Genomic DNA, 20,258 nt, shown 5'->3' on the forward strand with positions numbered 1-20,258 from the left:
GGACAACCAAGAAGATCAAATCGTTATGACCTCTTATCGCCCTCTCACCTCCGCTGAGCTTCTCGAGATCGAGAACGCCGCTCATGCCATGCGCGCCGACCAGTTCGCCCGGCTCGCCCGTGCCGCCGGCCGCGCTATCGCCGCCCCGGTCCGTAAGGTTGCCGCGTTCCTGGTCGAGCTGCACCGCACCCATGTCACCTTCAGCGAGCTGTCCGCGCTGAACGACCGGGAACTGCGGGACATCGGCCTGACCCGCGCGGATATCCCGGCGGTTGCGTCCGGTCACTATGTCCGTCCCAGCGAGCTGGCTCCGGCTGCCGCCGTTCCGGCACACCAGGACAACACGGCTCCGGCGATCGCGCCGACCGACGAAGACTACAAGATCGCGGCCTGATCCCGGCGCCCGTCTGCGGCGCCGGTCCTCCTCTGCCGTGATCGGCATGGCGTCCGACCCTCCCGGTCGGCGATCCTCCATCCGGACGTCCGCCCGCAAGGGCGGCGTCCGGGGACAATCCGCCTCCCGTGCGGGCCTTTTCCCCCCTCGATCGCGTTTTCCCGCGGGGCCCGGCTTCACGAAACGGACATGACCGGCTCCTATTGGCAGTGTGGAAGCCTCCACAGCCGATGGACCTACGGTCGCGTGTCATGGCCGACGCCGAAGCGCTCCTTGCCGACATCACCCGCCTGATCGATCAGGTCCGATCCGACGCGAAGGCGATATCGGACGGCTGGCAGGCCTTTCCGGTCTCTGCCGAGTTCGCGCCGAGCGTGGACAATCTCGCGGCCTATGTTGCGTTGCGTCATCACGATCTGCGCGGCATCCAGCGCGGGCTGATGTCGATCGGCCTTTCCTCCCTGGGCCGGCTTGAAAGCCGTGTGCTTCCGACGCTGATGGCGGTGCGGGCGACCCTTGCCGCTACCCTCGGTCAGGAGCGGGCCCCGTGCGCCGACGCGGCGTTCTTCGCTGGCGAGACCCGTCTGCGCGCTCGCGCGGACGCCCTGTTCGGACCCCGGTCCGAGGCCCATCCCACCGCCCGTCTGATCACCTGCCCGAGCGAGGCGGCCGACGACCCGTCCTTCATGCGTGCGCTTGCCGAGCGCCGGGTCGATGCCATCCGGATCAACTGTGCCCACGACGACGCCCCGGCCTGGGAGGCGATGATCGCGCACGCCCGCGCGGCGGAGGCGGAAACCGGGCACCGGATGCGGGTGTTCATGGATCTCGCCGGGCCGAAGATCCGCACCGGCGGCGTCGCGCTCGCCGAGGACATCAAGCGGATCCGCCGCGACCAGAGGATCGCCATCGTCGCGCCGGGCGGCCTGAAGGCGCCGGAGCCTGCCGGCTGGGCCGCGGCCGTGGAGTGCACCCATGCCGGCGTCGTCGGCATGGCGCGGCCGGGCGAGCGGGTCTTCATCGACGACGGCAAGATCGGTGCGGTCGTCGAGACCGCAACGGACGGCATGCTGGTGGCGCGGGTGACCCGGTGCGATCCGGACGGCGCCAAGCTGAAACCGGAGAAGGGGATCAACTTCCCGGATACCGAGCTGACCATACCGGCGCTGACCGCCAGGGACCGCGCGGATCTCGCCTTCGTCGCCACGCATGCGGATGCGGTCGAATATTCCTTCGTGCAGAGCACCAGCGATGTGGCCGCGCTTCAGGCGGCACTCGAGGACGTGCGGCCGGCCGGCCGGGAGGCGCTCGGCCTCGTCCTCAAGATCGAGACGGCGCGGGCGGTGCGCAATCTGCCGGGCATCGTGGTGGCGGCCGGCGGGCGCCAGCCGGTTGCGATCATGATCGCTCGGGGAGATCTTGCCATCGAGATCGGCTTCGCCCGGCTCGCCGAGATCCAGGAGGAAATCCTGTGGATCGGCGAAGCGGCCCAGGTCCCGGTGATCTGGGCGACCCAGGTGATGGAGCACTTCGTCAAGAAGGGCATGCCCAACCGCGCCGAACTGACCGATGCGGCCATGTCGGTGCGCGCGGAGTGCGTGATGCTCAACAAGGGTCCGTTCCTGCTCGACGCCCTGGAAGAACTGGACGGCCTGCTCGCCCGGATGAGCGGGCACTATCGCAAGAAGACACCGCAGTTGCGGAGACTTGCCAGCTGGTGAGCGCGCAAGCGGTCCGGCCTGCTACCAGCCGTCGCCGCGGATCGCTTCGAGCTCGGTCCGCATCTTAGCCGCTGCGCTTGCCGCGTTCGTTTCGCCGGCCAGGACGTCGTGGACGCCGGCGCGGAAGATTTCCGACACCTTGTCATAGGAGCGTCCCGTCACGGTGGAGGGACGGGCGACGGGTTGCACGCCCTGCAGCGCGGCAAGGAACGGCGCGCGCGCGACAAGGTCCGGGTCCTCGTAGAGTGCGGGGCGGGTCGGTGCATAGGACGCTTCGATGGCGCGGTCCTTCTGCAGGCGGGCGGACGTGAGATACCGCACGAGGTCGGCGGCGGCTTCCGGATTGGCGGAATCCCGGGAAACGCCGAGCTGCCATCCGCCCAAGGCCGCGGCCGGGGCGCCGTCCCCTTCGTGGGGCAAGGGGGCGATCCCGACACTGCCGGCGACCGCGCTCATGGGCGAATTGAGAAGTGTCCAGGCGTAGGGCCAGTTGCGCATGAAGACCGCGTTGCCCTCCTGGAACGTATAGCGGGCTTCTTCCTCGTCGAAATCGAGCACCGCTTCGGGAACGATATCGCCGATCCAGCCGGCGGCGCGGTCGAGGGCAGCGATTGCCCGGTCGTTCTCGATGGTGACCGTTCCGTCCGGTCCCACGATCCTACCGCCGCCGCTGCCGGCGATCCATTCCAGCGCGCTGCAGGTCAGGCCTTCGTAGTCGCGACCCTGGAAGACGAGGCCCGACACCTGCAACCGGCCCGCCGCGCGCTCCCCGGACTGGATGACCCGGGCCGTTTCAACCAGGTCTTCCCAGCTTTGCGGCACCTCGAACCCGTACTTCGACAGCAGGTCGCTGCGGAAATAGAGGAGCCCGGTGTCCATGAACATCGGCATGGCCTTGAGTTCCCCGCCGACGGTGTTGTTGGCGATGATGGACGGGAAATGGGCGTTCGCCTCGTCGGCGAGATAAGGCGTGAGATCCATCAGCGCGTCGGCCAGCAGGCCCGGCCAGACCACGTCGATCAGAAACACGTCGATCTTGCCGGTCCCGTCGCGGATCACGGCCTCGTAGATGCCCAGACGCGCCTCGGGGTCGTTCGGCATGGGAAAAGTGAGCACGGTGTTGCCGGTCTGCTCCGCCCAGAGTTCGGCCGAGGTCTTGCAGTCCTCGTATTCGATACCGACGGCGCCACAGGCGAGCGTCACCGTCGCCGCCGAGGCAGCCGGGGCGAGGGCGGCTGCGAGAAGGCGGCTGCGGCCAGGGTGCGCGCCGTGCCGGCAAGATGCGTGACTTTCCTCATCGCGACCGCCTCGCCTGGGACTCGGTTGCCGGAAAACACTCCGGATTGTTGGCGAACAGGGCGGCGATCATCATCAGATGAAGGCTCGCATCGAAATAGTTGTCGAAATTCATCCGGATGTTCGCGGGCTCGGCCGGCGTTCCCGTCTGCCGGCAGTAGAGCAGGTCGTGGGCCAGCTCGTAGGACCCGCCCCAGAACCGGTCGATCTTGGAGAAATCGCTGACGCGGAATTCGAACACCGGTCCGTGGCGGGGGTTGCCCCAGACCGTGTTGAGGATGTCGGAGGTCTTCTGGTGGGTCATGTCGGCCTGCAGAAGATACATGGGAATGCGCACGGCATCGTAGCTGAACTTGGGCTTGAAGCCCCGGGCCGGGTTGGGCTCGCCATGACTGTTGATGGCCGTCCAGTCCGACGGCGGATGGATCATGTCGTCCAGGATGCGCAGGCTGTCGTGATAGACGGTCTCCCAGGGGTGCTGCGGCGCCAGGCCCTCGAACATCTGCAGCGTGATCGGGATGAAATAGCTCATGTTGACGATGGCGACCGGGTTGTGCCGGGTCGGCCGGGCCCACTCGCCGGGCAGGAGCAGCGTGTAGCCGCCATAGTTCAGAATCAGCTTCCGGCCGACCGTGTCGGCGATGATTTCGGCGTCGCGCGCATAGATCGGGTCGTTCCACCGGATCGCCGCCAGCGCCAGCGCCGTGCCCATGAACAGCTCGCCGTCGGTGGCGTTGTTGCGGTCGGTGATGCCGCGGCCGGGCTCGTACTTCCAGGAAAAGAGGCCGTCGGGCCGCCGCATGCGCGTCTTCGCGAAATTCCAGATCCGGTCGAAGGTGGGCCGGTCATCGCCCAGGAGCGCGAGCATCATCCCGTAGCCCTGGCTTTCGGAATGGGTGATGCCGTTGTTCTGGGGGTCGTAGACCCGGCCGTCGTCCTTGATGAAGGATTCCCGGTAGACCAGGAACGCGGCCTCGAACCATTCCTGGGTCTGGGCGTCGAGCTGGCCCAGATAGGGCCGGAACGCCGGCGCGCCATCCGAGGCCCGCAATGGCCCGGCGAAAGAGAGGACAACCAGAACGATCAGCGATAGATGGCGCATCTTCCAGGCCCTGATGGCCGCCGGTGTATGGTTTGGAAATGGGGCCGGAGATCAGGAAGGAAAGGGGGCGGGCGCCTGTTCCCGCAAAGATTGAAGCGGAAGTCCAGGCCGTAAGTTCTTCACACCCTGAATTCCAAGGGATTCCGATCGCGCCGTCGCCGGCGGCGTGCCGAAGAAATGCGCTGGGCCGATGGTCGTGTGGCTCGACAGACGTGGCGGAGGGCCTGCAGCTGAGCTTGCGGACGGACGAGCAATGGCAAAGGTGGCGGGCACCTGCCCGCAAATCGAACAAACCAATTCCGACAGAGCGGCGGGAATTGGTCAGCTTTGCTGCAAGGTGTGGGTAATCACCTACCTCATCGAGCCAACCCTTCAGGTCGGTGTCGTCTCACCCCGATGGTCCGGCGCCTTGAGTGCATGCTCTATCATATCGACCAACTGAACGCCGGCTTTTGCGATATCGAACTGAGGGTCAGCCTGCCAGCTGTCTATGATCCCGCAGATTCCAGCGGCGATCAGCAGACTCGCATGTTCCGGTGCGACGTCTCGTCGGATTTCACCTGCCTGAATGCCATCCTCGATGTGCCGTGTCAGGAGTTCAAGCGTCTCGTCGCGCAACTCCGCAATGTCTTCTGACAGAGCACGCTCGCGCCGCCCATCAGCCAGTACGATCTGGGAGGCGAGGCCGCGCGTCGGGTCTGCTTCCAACTGCGCCAACACCGCGCGTGTGATATCGAGAACCGCGACCAGCCCCGATACACGGCTTGCAGCCGAAAGCGTTCGATCGAACTCGATCGCCACGTGGGAAGCCAGCGCCTTGAGATACTGTTCCCGCGACCCGAAATGATGGGCCGGCAGTCCGCGGCTGTAACCGGCGCTCTTGCCAACTTCCGTTAGGGTCAGCTTTTCCGGGCCATACTGAGCAACCAGACGCACTCCGGCAGCGAGCATGCGTTGCTCCGATTCGTCACGACGCTCCTCCTGTGTCCTGCGCGTCCGGCTACTCATTGAGTTGGACCTCACCGTTACCCGTTTTCCCGTCAAGACGGCCTGAGTACAACCTTGCCGAATTTTCTCCCGGACTCGAGTATCTTGTGTGCACGAACCGCCTCATGAAGCGGTAGTACTTCTGCAACAAGGGGCCGGATCTCTCCGCCAGCCGACTTCGCAAAAATTTCGGTTGCCGCGGATAGCACGTCGTCTTGAGGGACAGAATCGAGACTGAGGAAAGAATATGTAGGCGATCTTGAGAATCCCTGCAGCAGGGCGCCGCCGATGTCTGCAGGCGGGAATCCGGCGGCAGCGCCGTTTATGACATAGCGCCCGTTGGGCGCTAGCGTCCGAATGAGCGAAGGGACAGCTTCGCCAGCCACGGGATCAACGATGACATCGAAAGGGCCCTCCGGCTCAGGATCGGTGCCGCGTCGCAACACGTGCCGGACGCCCAGCGCAGCGACACCCTCTGATGCATCCGCATTGGTAACGGCTGTTACCACCGCTCCCGCTTCGGCGGCCATTTGTGCGGCCATTGCGCCGATACCGCCACTGGCACCCCGAACCAAAATGGATTCGCCGGGGCGAAGCCTCGCCTGTCTGATGCTGAAGTGCGCCACAAGCGCGTTTGTGCCCAAGGCCACAGCTGCCTCGGCAGATACCCCTTCCGGCAGTACGACCAACCGGCTGGAACTGGCGACGAACTGCTGGGCATAGCCGCCTTGGCCCTGAGCGAAAACCAGTTTGCCGACCAGGCGTTCGTCGGCGCCCGCACCAACAGATGCGACACGGCCAGCTACCTCCAGCCCCGGAATGTATCCGGGAGCTGAAACTCCCAACAATCCCTGCCGTTGTAGGACATCCACGAGCCCTACCCCTGCCGCCTCCACATCGATGACGACCTCGCCGTCCCCAGGCCGCCGGTCCGGGAGGTTGGCAAGGGACAGCTGCTCCGCAGAGCCAAATTCATTCACCACAATCGCTTGCATCACGAGACTCCTTTTTAAATTTGCTTGTATAGCTAACAAGTATGTTAATCAAGAACAAGGTCGGGACCAGCCCGACGTCACAGGACCGACGGCGTACGAGGAACCGCAATTGACGCATGAGCGAAAGGCGGGGGATCCGCAGCGGGCGTATTCGTTTATTGCCGGAGGCGGCAGATTTGCCCCGCCTGACTCCACAGGGAACCAGCCCGCTTTCGGCCCAAACCGGACGGCTTTTGTCTTGTAAGTCGTTGTCAGCCAGACGAAAAAGGCCGATCGGCCGCCCATTGCCGTTTCGATTCCGACCGCAAGGATGGGCGCCGATCACGTTCTGGCGGGTTGCGGGATCGGGCCGGTCGGGACTTCAGACCTTGCGACAGGCAGCGATGCCCGCCGCCGAAGGGGGCGTTACCAGCGCAGCGTGGCGCCGATCCGGCCGCCGAAGGCGTGGCCCGACATGTCGTCCACCCGCACGTCGTAGTCGGCGGAGGCGAACAGGCTGACCCGGTCCGAGACCGCCATCGCCGCGCCGAGGCCGAGCTCCACCCTGAGCCCCTCCAGGCCCGACTGGAACGTCATCGGGTTGCTGCCGCCGAGCCCGGAGACCGTCACCTCCGGGGCGTCGGCGAAGGACTGCCACAGGCTCGCCCGCGCCCAGCCGCGCATCGCCTGGCCGGTCTCCAGCGACCAGTCGCGGCTGAACCGTCCGCCGATGCGGCCGAAGACGTCGTCGGTCGCGTCAAAGGCGATCCGGCCGTAGCCGTCGGTCGCATCGTCGAAGGACAGCGCCTGATAGACCAGCTGCGCCTGGGGCTCGATCGCCCAGCCCCGGCCGAGATCGAACCGGTAGCCGGCTTCCAGCGAGCCGATCAGGCCGACCCCGTCGGTCGCCAGGCTCGCCCCCGGTTCGGAGTCCGTCCGCGCCTCAGCGTAGAAGGTGCCCTGCAGCACGGCCTCGAGGGTGAGGCCGCTCGCCTCAGCATGGGTCCAGTAGGCGCCGAGCGAATAAGCGTCGAGCGAGACGGTGCCCGCCTTGCCGCCATAGACCGCATCGACGCTGCCGCGCGCCTGGCCGGCGCCGACATAGAAGCCGAGCAGGGTCTGGACGGCATCGCCGGGCCGCGACAGGGGATGGTCGTAGCCGGCCTGGAAGCCGCCGAGGGTGGCGTCGTAGCTCGGGCCGTCGCTCCGGAAGCGGGCCAGCCGGTCGGCCGCGCTGCCCCCGCCGGAGCCCTGGCTGCCGGTCTCGCCGAAGATGCGGCCCCAGCCTTCGGTCCCCTGGCCGGGCACGCGGGCGGCGGCGCGCTCGTCGCGGCTGCCGAGCATGGCGAGGCCGTACCGGGTGGCGATCGCCGGCAAAGCGGTGTCAAGCGCCACTTCCGGCCGGATGTTCGGCAGTGCGCCGGCCGCGCTGTCGCCGCCCAGCGTCGACCGCAGGAACCAGTCGTCCCCGCCCGAGGTGCCGCCCTGATAGAGCCCGTACTCCAGCGCGCCGCTCGCGACCCGCGCGCCGAGGGTGAACGCGCCCGGCGCGATCCGGCCGCCGTTCGCCGTCTCGATCAGCCGGATGCCGTCGCCGCTGGTGAGGCCGCCGTCGCCGACCGGGGTGACCAGGACGCTGGTGGTCCCGCTCGCCAGCCCGCCGTCGACGACGAACCGGTCGGCGCCGCCGCCGGGCGCAAGCGCCGCGTTCATCGACAGCGTGCCGCCGACGCCGGCGTAGGTGCCGACGGTGAGGCTCTGGAAGCCAGCGGCCGCGGGCGCTGAGAACGCGATCGTGCTGCCGGCATTCGTCAGATCGTCGACGCGCGAGGCGACGCCCGCCCCGGCGGCGGGAAGCACCCAGGTGCTGCCGGCATCGAGCGTCAGGTCGAGGCGCGCGTCGGCGGAGCGGGTGATCGCACCGGTGATCCGCGAGTTGGATGCCGTCAGCGTCAGGTCGGTGCCCTGGGCCGCCACCGCCGTGCCGCTCAGCGCCGACAGCGTGCTGCCGGAAAGCGTCAGCGAGACGGCGCGGCTCGCCGAACCGCTCCCTGTCGCGACCGAGGCGACCGCCGCCGACGCCGCGCCGAGGGCAGAGACGGTGACGCCGGTGAGCGTGACCCGCGCCCCTCGCCCGAGCCCGATCGCGTGGGCGCCTGCGCCGTACGTCACCACCGAGCCGCCGGTGAGGTCGACGGTCGCGCCGGTTCCGGAGGCGAGCACGCCGAAGCTGCCCGGCGCCAGGGTCTCGACCGTGAGGTTGGTGCCGGTCATCCGCGCCGCGCCGGTGCCGCCCGCGACGCGCACGCCGACGCCGGTTCCGCCGAGCAGGATCCGGCTGTCGACCAGATCGACCGTTCCGTTCGCCTCCACCGACACGCCGTCGCCCCGCGCGAGCGTGATGTCGACGCCGCGCCCGCGGATCGTCGCGGCCGCCTTGCCGCCGGCATGAAGGCCCGCGAGCGCCGTGCCGCTGATCGTGACGCGGGTCAGATCGGCGACCGCGTTGTCGCGCGCATCGACGCCGACGCCGCTCACCTCGTCGCCCGAAAGCCGGATGGTCACGTCGGTCAGGTCCAGCGTGGCGGTCCCCGCCGTGGTGCCGAGGAACGCACCGTCGCCGCCGAGGGACGCGGTGATGTCGCCGCCGCGGCCGAGGGTCACGCGGCCGTTGCCGACATAGATCGCGGGCACGTAGTCCTGCAGCGGCGCGAGCGTCACCCGGCCGTCCGCCGTGGCCGTGCCGCCGTTGTCGGCATAGACCGCCGCACGGGTCAGGAACGGCCCGCTGATCAGCCCGGTCCACACCGTGCCAGCCCCCACCGTCCGGACGGTGCCGTCGGCCGCGACCTGACGCTGGTTGGCCGGCCCGGTCCAGCCGAGGATGCCGATGAGCTCGCGGAACAGGTCGGCCGGCGCATCGCCGTCGCCGGGGTTGCTGGCGTTGAGCAGGATGGCGATCGTGCGGTCGTTCGCCCGGTCGTACATGACCAGCGCCTCGAAGCCGAGGCCGTTGCCGGTGTGGCCGATGAAGCCGGCGATCTCGCCCATGCCGAAGCCGTAGCTGTCATATTCCGGGCTCTTCGGATCCGGCGCGGTGGAGCCGAACGATTTCAGCCGCTCGACATAGTCGCGTCGGGTGAGCAGCTCGCCGCTGCCGACCGCCTTGCCCCAGCGCTCCAGGTCCCCGATCACACCGACCAGCGCGCCGGACGCCCCCGCCCCGGAGGCGTTGAAGGCGGCGAGCGATTCCGGTCCGGTGCCGTCGTTGTCGTCCAGGTAGCCGACCGCGTTCGGCGTCGGCATCGCACCCGCGCCCTGATTGATCACCGAACTCAGGCCGAGCTGGCTGGAGATCCGCCGGTTGACCTCCACCGACCAGTCGTTGCCGGTGACGGCCTGGATCACCTCGCCGAGCAGCACGGTATTGGTGTTGGAATATTCGTAGGAGGTGCCGGGCGTAAACTGCAGCGGCTCGACGAAGGCGAAGGAAAGCAGCTCCGGCCCGGTCCAGGCCCGGCCCGGGTCCGCCACCAGCTCCTGACCGAAGCTGCGGGAGGCGGTGTAGTTGAACAGGCCCGAGCGCATCTCGGCGAGCTGGCGGATCGTGATCGTGTCGCCGGCGGGCACGCCGCTGACATAGTTTCCGACCGGGTCGTCGAGCCCGATCAGCCCCTCTACCGCCAGCTGCCGGACAACCGTGGTGACGAAGGACTTGGTGACGCTGCGATAGGCGAAATAGGTGTCGGGCGTCGGTGGAACGCGGTTGGCGACGTCGGCCAGCCCGGAGTTCGAAGTCCAGCGCGCGTCCCCCTGGCGGATGGAGACCGCGGCGCCGGGAATGCGTTTGGCGGCCAGCGCCTGATCGATGGCCGCCTGGATCTGGGCGGCGGTGGTCTGGTTGTCCCAGGGCACGCCCCCGGTCGACTGCGCAAACGCCCCATGTCCCGAGATCAGCACCAGCGCCGCAGCCGTCGACAGCCAGCGCGTAGCAGAAGCCAGAAAGCGACCCAATCCGGCCCCCAAAGCCCGATTTTCCGAAGGCGCAAGATTTATCAGCGTTCGGTGCTGAGGCGACTATTAAACTTTCGTCATCCGCGCACCGTCACGGCGGAGTGAGGCTTCCAGAGCACAGGAGAGGGTGCGGACATCCTGCTTCGGCATACGGAGCGACCGCTCTGCGGGCGGAGAGCCGCCCGTGTTCGACGTCTGGTTCGGCGCGCCGGGCGAGATCAACGGCCATTCGGTTTTGACCGAATGGACGCAAGTTGATCGATCTTTAGGACGAGCAATCTGTCCGCGCCCGAACGGACGCGGGGTTGCTCGCGGGCCGCGCCCGCGCAGCCGCGAGCGCAGCGAGCCGGCGTGAGCGATAAAGAAAACCGCCCACGCCAAAGCCTCTGTTTTTGTTTCGCAATCCCAGACGCTAAACCGCAAGAGCACTTTTGCTGGGCTTGCTCAGTTCGTCGCCGCGCCCTCGCTGGCCGGCTTGGCGAGCTTGGCGAACTTGGCGAGGATGCCCTTCTTGTAGCGGGGTTCCGGCTGCCTCCAGGCGGCCCGGCGCTTGTCGATCTCCGCCGCGTCGACGTTCAGCTGCAGAAGCTGCTGGTGGGCGTCGATGGTGATGGAATCGCCTTCCTGAACCAGCGCGATGGTGCCGCCCTCGAACGCCTCGGGCGTCACGTGGCCGACCACCATGCCCCAGGTGCCGCCGGAAAAGCGGCCGTCGGTGATGAAGCCGACCGAGTCGCCGAGCCCGCGGCCGATGATCGCCGAGGTCGGCGCCAGCATCTCCGGCATGCCCGGCGCGCCCTTGGGGCCGAGATAGCGCAGCACCAGCACGTCGCCGGCCTGGATCTTGTCGTTCAGGATCGCGTCCATGGCCGACTTCTCGTCGTCGAACACCCGGGCCGGACCGGTGATGACCGGCTTCTTCAGGCCGGTGATCTTGGCGACCGCGCCGTCCTCGGCGAGGTTGCCCTTGAGGATCGCCAGATGGCCCTGGGCGTACATCGGGTTGTCGATGGTGCGGATCACTTCCTGGTCGGCGCGCGGCTCGTTCGGCACGTGCTCCAGCTCCTCCGCCAGCGTCTTGCCGGTGATGGTCATGCAGTCGCCGTTGAGGTGGCCGGCGTTGAGCAGGATCTTGAGCACCTGGGGAATGCCGCCGGCCTTGTGCAGGTCGACCGCCATGAACCGGCCCGAGGGCTTCAGGTCGCACAGAACCGGCACGGTGCGGCGCACGCGCTCGAAGTCGTCCAGGGTCCACTCCACGTCCGCCGCATCGGCGATGGCCAGATAGTGCAGCACGGCGTTGGTGGAGCCGCCGGTCGCCATGATCAGGGCGACGGCGTTCTGGATGGACTCCCGGGTGACGATGTCGCGGGTCTTGATGCCCTTCTTCACGGCCTCGACCAGGACGCGGGCGCTCTCGGCGGCGCTGTCCACCTTCTCCTGGTCCGGGTTGGCCATGTCGGAGGAGTAGAGCAGCGACATGCCGAGCGCCTCGAAGGAGGAGCTCATCGTGTTGGCGGTGAACATGCCGCCGCAGGATCCGGTGGACGGGCAGGCGTTCTGCTCGATGCCTTCGAAGTCCTCTTCGCTCATCTTGCCGGCCCGGTAGGCGCCGACCGCCTCGAAGGCGGAGACGATGGAGAGATCCTTGCCCTTCCAGTGGCCCGGCTTGATGGTGCCGCCATAGACGTAAATCGCCGGGACGTTGGACCGGCACATGCCGATCATGCCGCCGGGCATGTTCTTGTCGCAGCCGCCGATGACGACGACGCCATCCATCCACTGGCCCTGGACGCAGGTCTCGATGCAGTCGGCGATCACCTCGCGCGAGATGAGGGAGTATTTCATGCCCTCGGTGCCCATCGACATGCCGTCGGAGATGGTCGGCGTGCCGAACATCTGCGGCAGCGCGCCGGCGTCGATCAGGGCCTGGTTGGCGGCGTCGGCGAGACGCTGCAGGCCGGCGTTGCACGGCGTGATGGTGGAATGGCCGTTGGCGATGCCGACGATCGGCTTGTCGAAGTCGCGCTTCTCGTAGCCGAGGGCATAGAACATCGCCCGGTTGGCCGAGCGTTCGATGCCTTGGGTGACGTTTTTGGAGCGATCGTTGTAGGGCATCGGCGGTTCCTTCCCCGTGGCCTGCGCGGTGTGTTCGAATGCGGAGGCGGGAGGTCATCCGGTCCGTGCCGGTGCCTGTCCCGCCGATTGAGCGCATGTGATCGTCTTCGCTTAGACCCGTTCCAAGCCTCCTGTAAAATATATTATTGGATGGCTATTGGGTCGTTTGCCATATTAGTCCGATGAATCTCCGCCAGCTCTCCCAGTTCGTGGCCGTCGCCGAGGAACTGCATTTCGGCCGCGCCGCGGACCGCCTCGGCATGACCCAGCCGCCGCTCAGCCAGTCGATCCAGGCGCTGGAGGAGGAGCTGGGCGTGGCGCTGTTCGCCCGCACGCGCCGCTCGGTGGCGCTGACGGCGGTCGGGGCGGAATGGCTGCCCCATGTGCGCCAGGTTCTGGAGGGTGCGGCGAGCCTGCCGGAGACGGCGCGTCGGCTCGCCCGTGGGCAGCTCGGCTCGCTCCGGCTCGCCTTCGTCTCCATCGCCGCCTACTCGATCCTTCCGGAGCTGATCAGCTCGTTCAAGGCCGCGTTTCCCGCCGTCGACGTCTCGCTCAGGGAGGCGACCAGCGACGTCCAGATCGAAGCGCTTCTTGCCGGCGAGATCGATGCAGGGCTGATCATTCCGCAGACCGGGCTGCAGGCGGGGCTCGCCTACCGGCCGCTCCTGCGCGAACCGCTGGTCGCCGCCGTGCCGCAAGACTGGGTGGAGAGCGGGCGGATTGACTGCGCCGACGGACGGCTGGTCTTCGGCGAGGTACTCGGCGAACCGCTGATCCTGTTTCCGCGCCAGAGCGCGCCCGCCTTCCACGACATCGTCACCAGCTTCTATGCGCTCAACCGGGCCGAGCCGGCGATCGTGCAGGAGGCGATCCAGATGCAGACCATCATCGCCCTGGTGGCGGTCGGGCTGGGGTTGGCGCTGGTGCCGCGCTCGCTGATGGCACTGCAGCGCGACGGCGTGCGCTATCTTCCGCTGGCCGGCGAGGCGCCGGAAATCGAGACCGGCCTGGTCTGGCGGCGCCGCGATCCGCTGCCGACGGTCGCGCACCTGGTGGAGATGGCCGGCGAGTAGGCGCGTTCCGCCGCCACAGTGCGCCGGACCGGGCTCGACCGGCGCGCGTCTTCTAATCGGGATCGCCGTCCGCCCCGTCATCCGGTCCCAGCCGGGCGAGCCATTCCTTCAGGGCGGCGTTCAGCTGCTCGGCGGTTCCCGGCGACAGCTCCTCCATCAGGCGCGTCTCGTTGGCCGCGTGCTCGCCGACGACCGTGTCGATCAGCTTGAAGCCGGCGTCCGTCAGCGCCACCACCGAGCCGCGCCCGTCGGCCGGGTTGGGACGCCGTTCGATCAGGCCCGACTGTTCCAGCCGGTCCAGCCGGTTCGTCATGGTGCCGGAGGTGACCATCGTCCATTGGACCAGGGCCGACGGGCTGAGCGCATAGGGCGGACCCGAGCGCCGCAGCGTGGCGAGAACGTCGAAGCTCGCGGCCGAGAGGCCGTGCGCATTGTAGACCCGGGCAACCTCGACCGACAGGAGCTCGTGCAGGCGCTTGAGCCGCCCGATCAGCCCCATGGCCCGGGTGTCGAGGTCCGGGCGTTCCTTTGCCCACTGGTCGAGAATTCGGTCGACGTGATCCATGCCGGATCCTTTTCCCGATTTTATCTTGACGTCAAGCAAAGCGGCGACTATTTCGACATCAAGATAGATATCTTGAGGTCAAGATAAAAGGAATGGCGATGTCCAGATCACTCGATGCCCTTCTGGCCGCGTCCGCGCCGGCGATCTGGGGAACCAGCTACATCGTCACCACGGAGATGCTCCCGCCGGACTATCCGCTCACCGTGGCGGTGCTGCGGGCGCTGCCGGCCGGGCTCATCCTCATGGTCGCGACCCGGTCGCTGCCGCCCCGGACGTGGATCGGAAAGCTCCTGATCCTGGGCGCGCTCAACTTCTCCGTCTTCTGGTCGCTGCTGTTCCTGGCTGCCTACCGTCTGCCGGGCGGAGTCGCGGCAACGCTGGGGGCGGTCCAGCCGCTCGTGGTGCTGCTCCTGGCCCGGATGGTTCTGGGCACGCGGCTCACCCTCGCCGGACTGGCGGCGGCGACCGCCGGCATCGGCGGCGTGGCGCTGCTGGTCCTCGGGCCGTCCGCCTCGCTCGATACGATCGGCGTTCTCGCCGCCCTCGGCGGCGCCGTGTCCATGGCCAGCGGCGTGATCCTGACGCGCAAATGGAAGCCGCCTGTATCGGCGCTGACCTTCGTGGCCTGGCAGCTCACTGCCGGAGGCTTGCTGCTGCTGCCGGTGGCAGCCGCGGTGGAGCCACCGCTGCCGGAGCTGAGCACGCTCAACATGGCAGGATTCGTCTGGCTCGGGCTGATCGGGGCGGCGCTCACCTATTTCTTCTGGTTTCGCGGGATCGAACGGCTCGGACCGGCCGCCGTCACCAGCTTCGGCTTTCTCAGCCCGCTGACGGCGATGCTGCTCGACTGGGCCGTGCTCGGCAATGCGTTCACCCCGGTGCAGGCGCTCGGTGCGGTCATCGTGCTCGGTTGCGTGTGGATCGGCGGGCGCGCGGCGCGCCCGCGGCCGGCAGTGGCAGCACCGGGCGATGCGTCCGTCGCCCCGATGCCGCCCGTGGCCGCCGAAAGGGCCCGTCTTTAGGAGGGGGCGCGACGATCTGGACCGGGTCCGCTGGACATATGGAGGCCCACCCGGCAAAACCGGGAAATGTTGAATAGATCGATCCGATTTTGTCTCCTTGTGGGCACCCTTTGCATGGCCTCTGCTGCGGCGGCTGAGCCGATCACGATCGCCGGTCCCGCCGGGCCGCTGGAGGGCGAGCTGCTCGCCGTCCCCGATGCCGAGGCGGCCGTCCTGATCGTGCCGGGCTCAGGTCCGACCGACCGCGACGGCAACAGCCCGCAGGGCCTCACCACCGATACCTACAAGCTCCTGGCCGAGGGGCTGGCGTCGGAAGGCATCGCCTCGCTCAGGATCGACAAGCGCGGCTTCTTCGGAAGCGAGGCGGCGACCGCCGACCCGGAAGACGTGACCATCGCGGCCTATGCCGATGATGTCCGTCGCTGGCACGATGCGCTGGCGGAGCGGGTCGGCACCGACTGCGTCTGGATCGCGGGCCACAGCGAGGGCGGGCTGGTGGCGCTCGCGGCCGCCCAGGAGGTCGAGCCGTGCGGCCTGATCCTGCTGGCTGCCCCCGGGCGTCCGGTCGGTGAGCTGTTGCGGGAACAGGTTCGCCGCTATCCCGCCAACGGGCCGTTCCTGGCCGAGATCGACCGCATCATCGATCGCCTCGAAGCGGGCGAGACCGTCGATCCCGCAACGATCAGCCCCGAACTTCAGGCGCTGTTCCGGCCCGGACTGCAGCGCTTCATGATCGACCTCTTCTCCTACGATCCTGCGGACCTGGCGGCCCGCGTCGACCGCCCGGTCCTGATCGTTCAGGGCGGTGCCGACATGCAGGTCACGACCGACGACGCCCGGCTGCTGGCCGAGGCGATGCCGGACGCGGTTCTGGAGATCCTGCCGGAGATGACCCACACCCTGAAGCGGGACGTCCCGGGCCAGCCGTTCGCCACGTACGCCGATCCGTCGCTGCCGCTGGACCCGGACCTTGTCCGGATCGTTGCGGACTTCATCGGCCAGCCAGAGGGGCCACCCGCGGATTTGCGGTAGCGCCGGGATCGCGCTGTCCGGCCGCTCACCGGGTGCGGGAAAGGGCAGGACGCCTTACCCCATTGCTTTTTTGCGCTGCACGCGCCATATAGGCATCCAAGCACGCGTGAACGGGGCGCCCGCCCTGAAGCTGCTTTCTCCCGATATTCGATGAGTGCCCGGCACGCGGGGTCCTCATGACCCATGCGCAACGCGGCTGTGGTCCATGACGGATCCGCCGCGTCGATTCCTGATGCGATCGAAGCGCCGACGCTGGAGCGGATGTTCCGGGGCCGGGCCGATCCCGGCCGATGCCATCGATCGCGGCAGGTGTCTTACACGAAAGATGAAATTGACACAGTTTACCGATCTCGGCCTCGCACGGCCGATCCTCACTGCGCTTTCCGAAGAGCGCCACGACACGCCGACGCCGATCCAGGCCCAGGCGATTCCGCCGGTCCTGGAAGGCAGGGACCTTCTGGGCATCGCCCAGACCGGCACCGGCAAGACCGCGGCCTTCGCGCTGCCGATCCTGAACCATCTCGACAACGCCCGGGCCGCCGTTCGCGGCAAGAGCTGCCGCGTGCTGGTGCTGTCGCCGACGCGCGAACTCTGCGGCCAGATCGAGGAGCGCTTCCGCGCCTACGGCAAGCACATGCCGCTGAAGACGGCGCTGATCATCGGCGGCGTGCCGATCGGCCGCCAGAAGCGGGCTGTCGAGAAGGGCGCCGACGTGGTCGTTGCAACGCCCGGTCGTCTGCTCGACCTGGTCGAACAACGCGCGCTCAGCATTGCCGAGGTCGAGGTCCTCGTCCTCGACGAAGCCGACCAGATGCTGGACATGGGCTTCATCCATGCCATCCGGCAGATCGTCGCGAAGCTGCCGAAACAGCGCCAGAACCTGTTCTTCTCCGCGACCATGCCGAAGGCCATTGCCGAGCTTGCCGGGTCGATCCTGAGCGATCCGGTGGAAGTCGCGGTGACGCCGGTGGCGAAGACCGCCGACCGGGTCGACCAGGAGGTCATGTTCGTCGATACGGCGAAGAAGACCGACGCCCTGGTGCACGTGCTCGCCAACCGCGGCGTCCGTCAGGCGCTGGTCTTCACCCGCACCAAGCACGGCGCGGACAAGGTCGTGAAGAATCTCTCCCGCTCCGGCGTGCCGGCCGAGGCGATCCACGGCAACAAGTCCCAGGGCCAGCGCGAGCGGACGCTCTCGTCCTTCCGCGGCGGCAAGATCAACGCCCTGGTCGCGACCGACATCGCCGCCCGCGGCATCGACGTCGCGTCGGTCAGCCACGTGATCAACTACGACCTGCCCCATGTGGCGGAGACCTACGTGCACCGCATCGGCCGCACGGCCCGCAACGGCGCGGACGGCAATGCGATCACGCTGTGCGCGCCGGACGAAGCCAATCTGCTGCGCGGCGTGGAACGCCTGATCAAGCAGAAGGTCCCGGTGATCGCGGCCCCCGAAGGCCTGGAGGCGACGGGTCGCTTCGACGACGGCGAGCAGGCTCAGCCCGGCCGCAATAAGAAGCGTCCGCCCCGCAGGAAGGGGCCGCGTCCGAATGGTCAGGGCAACAACGGCCAGCAGGCCCGCTCCAATGACACCGCCGGCGGCTCTGGCGCCGGCGACACCCATTTTTCGAAGCCGAAGCGTCCGGCGCGCGCCCGCCCCGGCGGCTCCGCCGCGCCCGCTTCTCCCAACGCCGAAAGGAAAGAACATGGCCAAGGAAGATCTGATCGAGTTCGAGGGCGTCGTAACGGAGGTGCTTCCGGACGGAAACTTTCGCGTGCGGCTGGATAACGACCACCAGATCCTGGCCTACTCGGCCGGGCGCATGAAGAAGCACCGCATCCGCACGCTCGCCGGCGACCGGGTGACGGTGGAGATGACGCCCTACGATCTGGAAAAGGGCCGCATCACCTTCCGCCACAAGACCGAGGGTCCCGGACCGTCCGGCGGCCAGCGCCGGACCTTCCGCCGGCACTGATCGGGCTGCGCGGACTATCCGAATGAAAAAGGCGTCCCGAGCGATCGGGGCGCCTTTTGCGTTTCGGGCGAAGGCCGTCGATCGTCGGCAGATCGGGAGGCCGCGTCGAAGGCGGCTTACGGCGGGCTGAGCTTCGTCATGGCGCCCGTGCCGCCGTCTTGAGCCTATCGGCTGCTGTCGTTCTGCCCCAGCGCCGTCAGGAACGCGTCGATCTCCGCATCGGTGGTGGCGAAATTCGCGATCATGCGGGTGCGGGTTTCATGGGCTGCGGAGGCCTCCTCGTCCGGCGCGCCGCGAACCGACCAGGGATAGAGATGCGCGCCGGCGGCCTGCAGCCGCTCCAGCATCGCGGTCTCGACGTGGGCGAAGACCTCGTTCGACTGGCAGGGCCAGGCCAGCCGGGCCCTGGACGACGCCTCGATGCCGGCCGCAAGCCGGGAAGCGGCGGCATTGGCCTTGCCGGCGAGCTCGAGCCAGTGGCCGCCTTCCAGCATCGCGAGCATCTGGGCGGCCACGAACCGGCTCTTGGAAAAGAGGTGGCCGGCCTGCTTGCGGTGGGCGGCGACGTGCGGCGCCTTTGCCGCATCGAAGACGACGATCGCCTCCGCGCACCACGCGCCGTTCTTGGTGAGGCCGAACGACAGCAGGTCGACCCCGGCCTTCCAGGTGATGTCGGCGGGTGCGCAGCCGAGATGGCTGACGGCATTGGCGAACCGCGCCCCGTCCATGTGCACGGCCATGCTCCGGTCGCGGGCGATGTCGGCGATCGCGGCCACTTCGTCCGGGGTATAGACGGTGCCGGCTTCGGTGGTCTGGGCGAGGCTCACCACGCTGGGGCGACCCCGCTGCCAGGCCGCGGCGTCGGGGTAGTGGGAGAGGGCGTCCCGAAGACCGTCCGGGGTGATCTTGCCCTCGGGACCGGTTATGTGCGTGAGGGTCAGTCCGCGCCCGAGGAAGGCCGGCGCGCCGCCCTCGTCGATGGCGATGTGCGCATCGGAGTGACAGAAGCCGATCGCGCCGGGTCCCGACACGGCGGCGAGCGAGAGGGCATTGGCGGCCGTGCCGGTGGCGACGAAGAAGGCCTCGACGTCGCGCCCGAAGGTCTCCGAGATCGCAGCCGTTGCCCGCCCGGTCCAGTCGTCGCCGCCATAGGCCGGCGCCTGACCCGCCGCCGCCTCGGAGAGCGCCTCGGCCACTTTCGGGCTGACGCCGGCCCAGTTGTCGCTGGCAAAGTTCATTTCGCTGGCCTCGTTTCACTCATCCGCCCGGACCCGACCGGCCCGTGGGCGGATCGGAACATCGACGCCCGGAGCCTATCTGCGCGACCAGCGGCCGAACAGATAGTCGAGGGAGATGAAGCCCGGCCCCTTGAGCACCAGAACCAGCATCACGAACACCCACAGCGTCCGCTGATCGGCGATCAGCGAGCTCGGATTGTCGTTGAACAGGCTGCCGATCGTGTCCGCCCCCACGTCGTGGCCGTAGATGTCGGTGTAGGTCATGATCACGATGAACCCGATCATGCCGAGGGCCGCCAGCCGGGTGAACAGGCCCAGCACGATCAGGATCGGCAGGATGAACTCCATGTAGGTGCCGACATAGACGATGAGCTTGTAGGGAAAGAAGGCGATCTCGGCCGTGTTGTAGCTCACCGCCTCCATCATCTTCGGCAGGATCTGCGCGTAGGCGCCGACCGACACGTGGAAGAAGCCGAACAGGCCGTCACCCACCTTCGTGAAGGCCGAATTGATGAAGTAGAGAAACAGAACAGCGGCGAACACAAACCGCGCCGCCAGTCCCAGAAACCAGCCGCCGAGAATTCGGTCGAGACCGTGAAACACGGCTTCATATGCGCGGGTAAGAGAGCCCATGGTCGTTACCTTCGGTTGATCTGAAATCGGCGGGAGCGGGCGGATGAAAATGGGCCCGAAACCTTCGGGCAGGGCCGAAGGCGCGGCGACCATGGCACGGCGGCGGCGAAATC

At 67.8% G+C, this 20,258-nt stretch carries 16 protein-coding genes; 7 read left to right on the plus strand and 9 right to left on the minus strand.

All coding sequences use genetic code 11. The features are described from left to right. Positions 1-25 precede the first annotated feature (25 nt). Complete coding sequence (locus tag J2S73_RS21630; protein ID WP_370874382.1) at positions 26-394, plus strand: DUF1127 domain-containing protein; 369 nt, start codon at positions 26-28, stop codon at positions 392-394. Between the two features lie 251 nt (positions 395-645). Then, positions 646-2,115: a pyruvate kinase gene (locus tag J2S73_RS02990; protein ID WP_306883930.1), complete on the plus strand. Its 1,470-nt coding sequence runs from the start codon at positions 646-648 to the stop codon at positions 2,113-2,115. Positions 2,116-2,136: 21 nt separating this feature from the next. Here the strand turns inward: J2S73_RS02990 and J2S73_RS02995 are convergent, their stop codons facing one another. The 6 genes from J2S73_RS02995 to ilvD form a co-directional block, all read right to left on the minus strand. Beyond that, the gene (locus J2S73_RS02995; protein ID WP_306883931.1) at positions 2,137-3,318 is read right to left on the minus strand and encodes an ABC transporter substrate-binding protein; all 1,182 of its coding nucleotides are present in this window, start codon (positions 3,316-3,318) and stop codon (positions 2,137-2,139) included. 91 nt (positions 3,319-3,409) lie between these two features. After that, complete coding sequence (locus tag J2S73_RS03000) at positions 3,410-4,513, minus strand: family 8 glycosyl hydrolase (RefSeq protein ID WP_306883932.1); 1,104 nt, start codon at positions 4,511-4,513, stop codon at positions 3,410-3,412. A 372-nt stretch (positions 4,514-4,885) separates the two neighbouring features. Further along, positions 4,886-5,464 carry a TetR/AcrR family transcriptional regulator gene (locus J2S73_RS03005; RefSeq protein ID WP_306883933.1) on the minus strand — a complete coding sequence of 193 codons (579 nt, stop codon included), beginning with the start codon at positions 5,462-5,464 and terminating at the stop codon, positions 4,886-4,888. 89 nt (positions 5,465-5,553) lie between these two features. Continuing rightward, a complete protein-coding gene (locus tag J2S73_RS03010) occupies positions 5,554-6,495 on the minus strand; it encodes a quinone oxidoreductase family protein (RefSeq protein WP_306883934.1) in 942 nt (313 codons plus the stop codon). Positions 6,496-6,900: 405 nt separating this feature from the next. Continuing rightward, on the minus strand, positions 6,901-10,488 hold the full coding sequence (locus J2S73_RS03015) for an autotransporter outer membrane beta-barrel domain-containing protein (RefSeq protein WP_306883935.1): 3,588 nt from the start codon (positions 10,486-10,488) through the stop codon (positions 6,901-6,903). 444 nt (positions 10,489-10,932) lie between these two features. Then, a complete protein-coding gene (gene ilvD / locus J2S73_RS03020; protein ID WP_306883936.1) occupies positions 10,933-12,606 on the minus strand; it encodes a dihydroxy-acid dehydratase in 1,674 nt (557 codons plus the stop codon). Positions 12,607-12,788: 182 nt separating this feature from the next. On the opposite strand from ilvD, the gene J2S73_RS03025 reads away from it, so the two are divergent. Beyond that, positions 12,789-13,679, plus strand: coding sequence for a LysR family transcriptional regulator (locus J2S73_RS03025; protein WP_306883937.1), 891 nt, complete (start codon positions 12,789-12,791; stop codon positions 13,677-13,679). 52 nt (positions 13,680-13,731) lie between these two features. On the opposite strand, the gene J2S73_RS03030 is transcribed toward J2S73_RS03025, so the two are convergent. Next, a complete protein-coding gene (locus tag J2S73_RS03030) occupies positions 13,732-14,244 on the minus strand; it encodes a MarR family winged helix-turn-helix transcriptional regulator (protein ID WP_306883938.1) in 513 nt (170 codons plus the stop codon). Positions 14,245-14,342: 98 nt separating this feature from the next. Here J2S73_RS03030 and J2S73_RS03035 point away from each other — a divergent pair, with 98 nt between their 5' ends. From J2S73_RS03035 to infA, 4 genes are all read left to right on the plus strand, one after another. Continuing rightward, complete coding sequence (locus tag J2S73_RS03035) at positions 14,343-15,266, plus strand: EamA family transporter (protein WP_306883939.1); 924 nt, start codon at positions 14,343-14,345, stop codon at positions 15,264-15,266. Positions 15,267-15,380: 114 nt separating this feature from the next. Beyond that, entirely contained in the window at positions 15,381-16,298 is a 918-nt protein-coding gene (locus J2S73_RS03040; RefSeq protein ID WP_306883940.1) for an alpha/beta hydrolase, read from the plus strand. Between the two features lie 331 nt (positions 16,299-16,629). Next, positions 16,630-18,087, plus strand: a complete 1,458-nt coding sequence (locus tag J2S73_RS03045) for a DEAD/DEAH box helicase (RefSeq protein ID WP_306883941.1) — start codon at positions 16,630-16,632, stop codon at positions 18,085-18,087. Further along, the gene (infA, locus tag J2S73_RS03050; RefSeq protein ID WP_306883942.1) at positions 18,005-18,274 is read left to right on the plus strand and encodes a translation initiation factor IF-1; all 270 of its coding nucleotides are present in this window, start codon (positions 18,005-18,007) and stop codon (positions 18,272-18,274) included. The genes J2S73_RS03045 and infA overlap by 83 nt, the downstream gene beginning before the upstream one ends. A gap of 164 nt (positions 18,275-18,438) precedes the next feature. On the opposite strand, the gene J2S73_RS03055 is transcribed toward infA, so the two are convergent. Then, a complete protein-coding gene (locus J2S73_RS03055; protein WP_306883943.1) occupies positions 18,439-19,512 on the minus strand; it encodes a threonine aldolase family protein in 1,074 nt (357 codons plus the stop codon). A 75-nt stretch (positions 19,513-19,587) separates the two neighbouring features. Next, positions 19,588-20,145, minus strand: coding sequence for a DoxX family protein (locus J2S73_RS03060; RefSeq protein ID WP_306883944.1), 558 nt, complete (start codon positions 20,143-20,145; stop codon positions 19,588-19,590). Between the last annotated feature and the right edge of the window lie 113 nt (positions 20,146-20,258).

Origin of the sequence: Amorphus orientalis, assembly GCF_030814015.1 — a bacterium.
Taxonomy (GTDB): Bacteria; Pseudomonadota; Alphaproteobacteria; order Rhizobiales; family Amorphaceae; genus Amorphus; species Amorphus orientalis.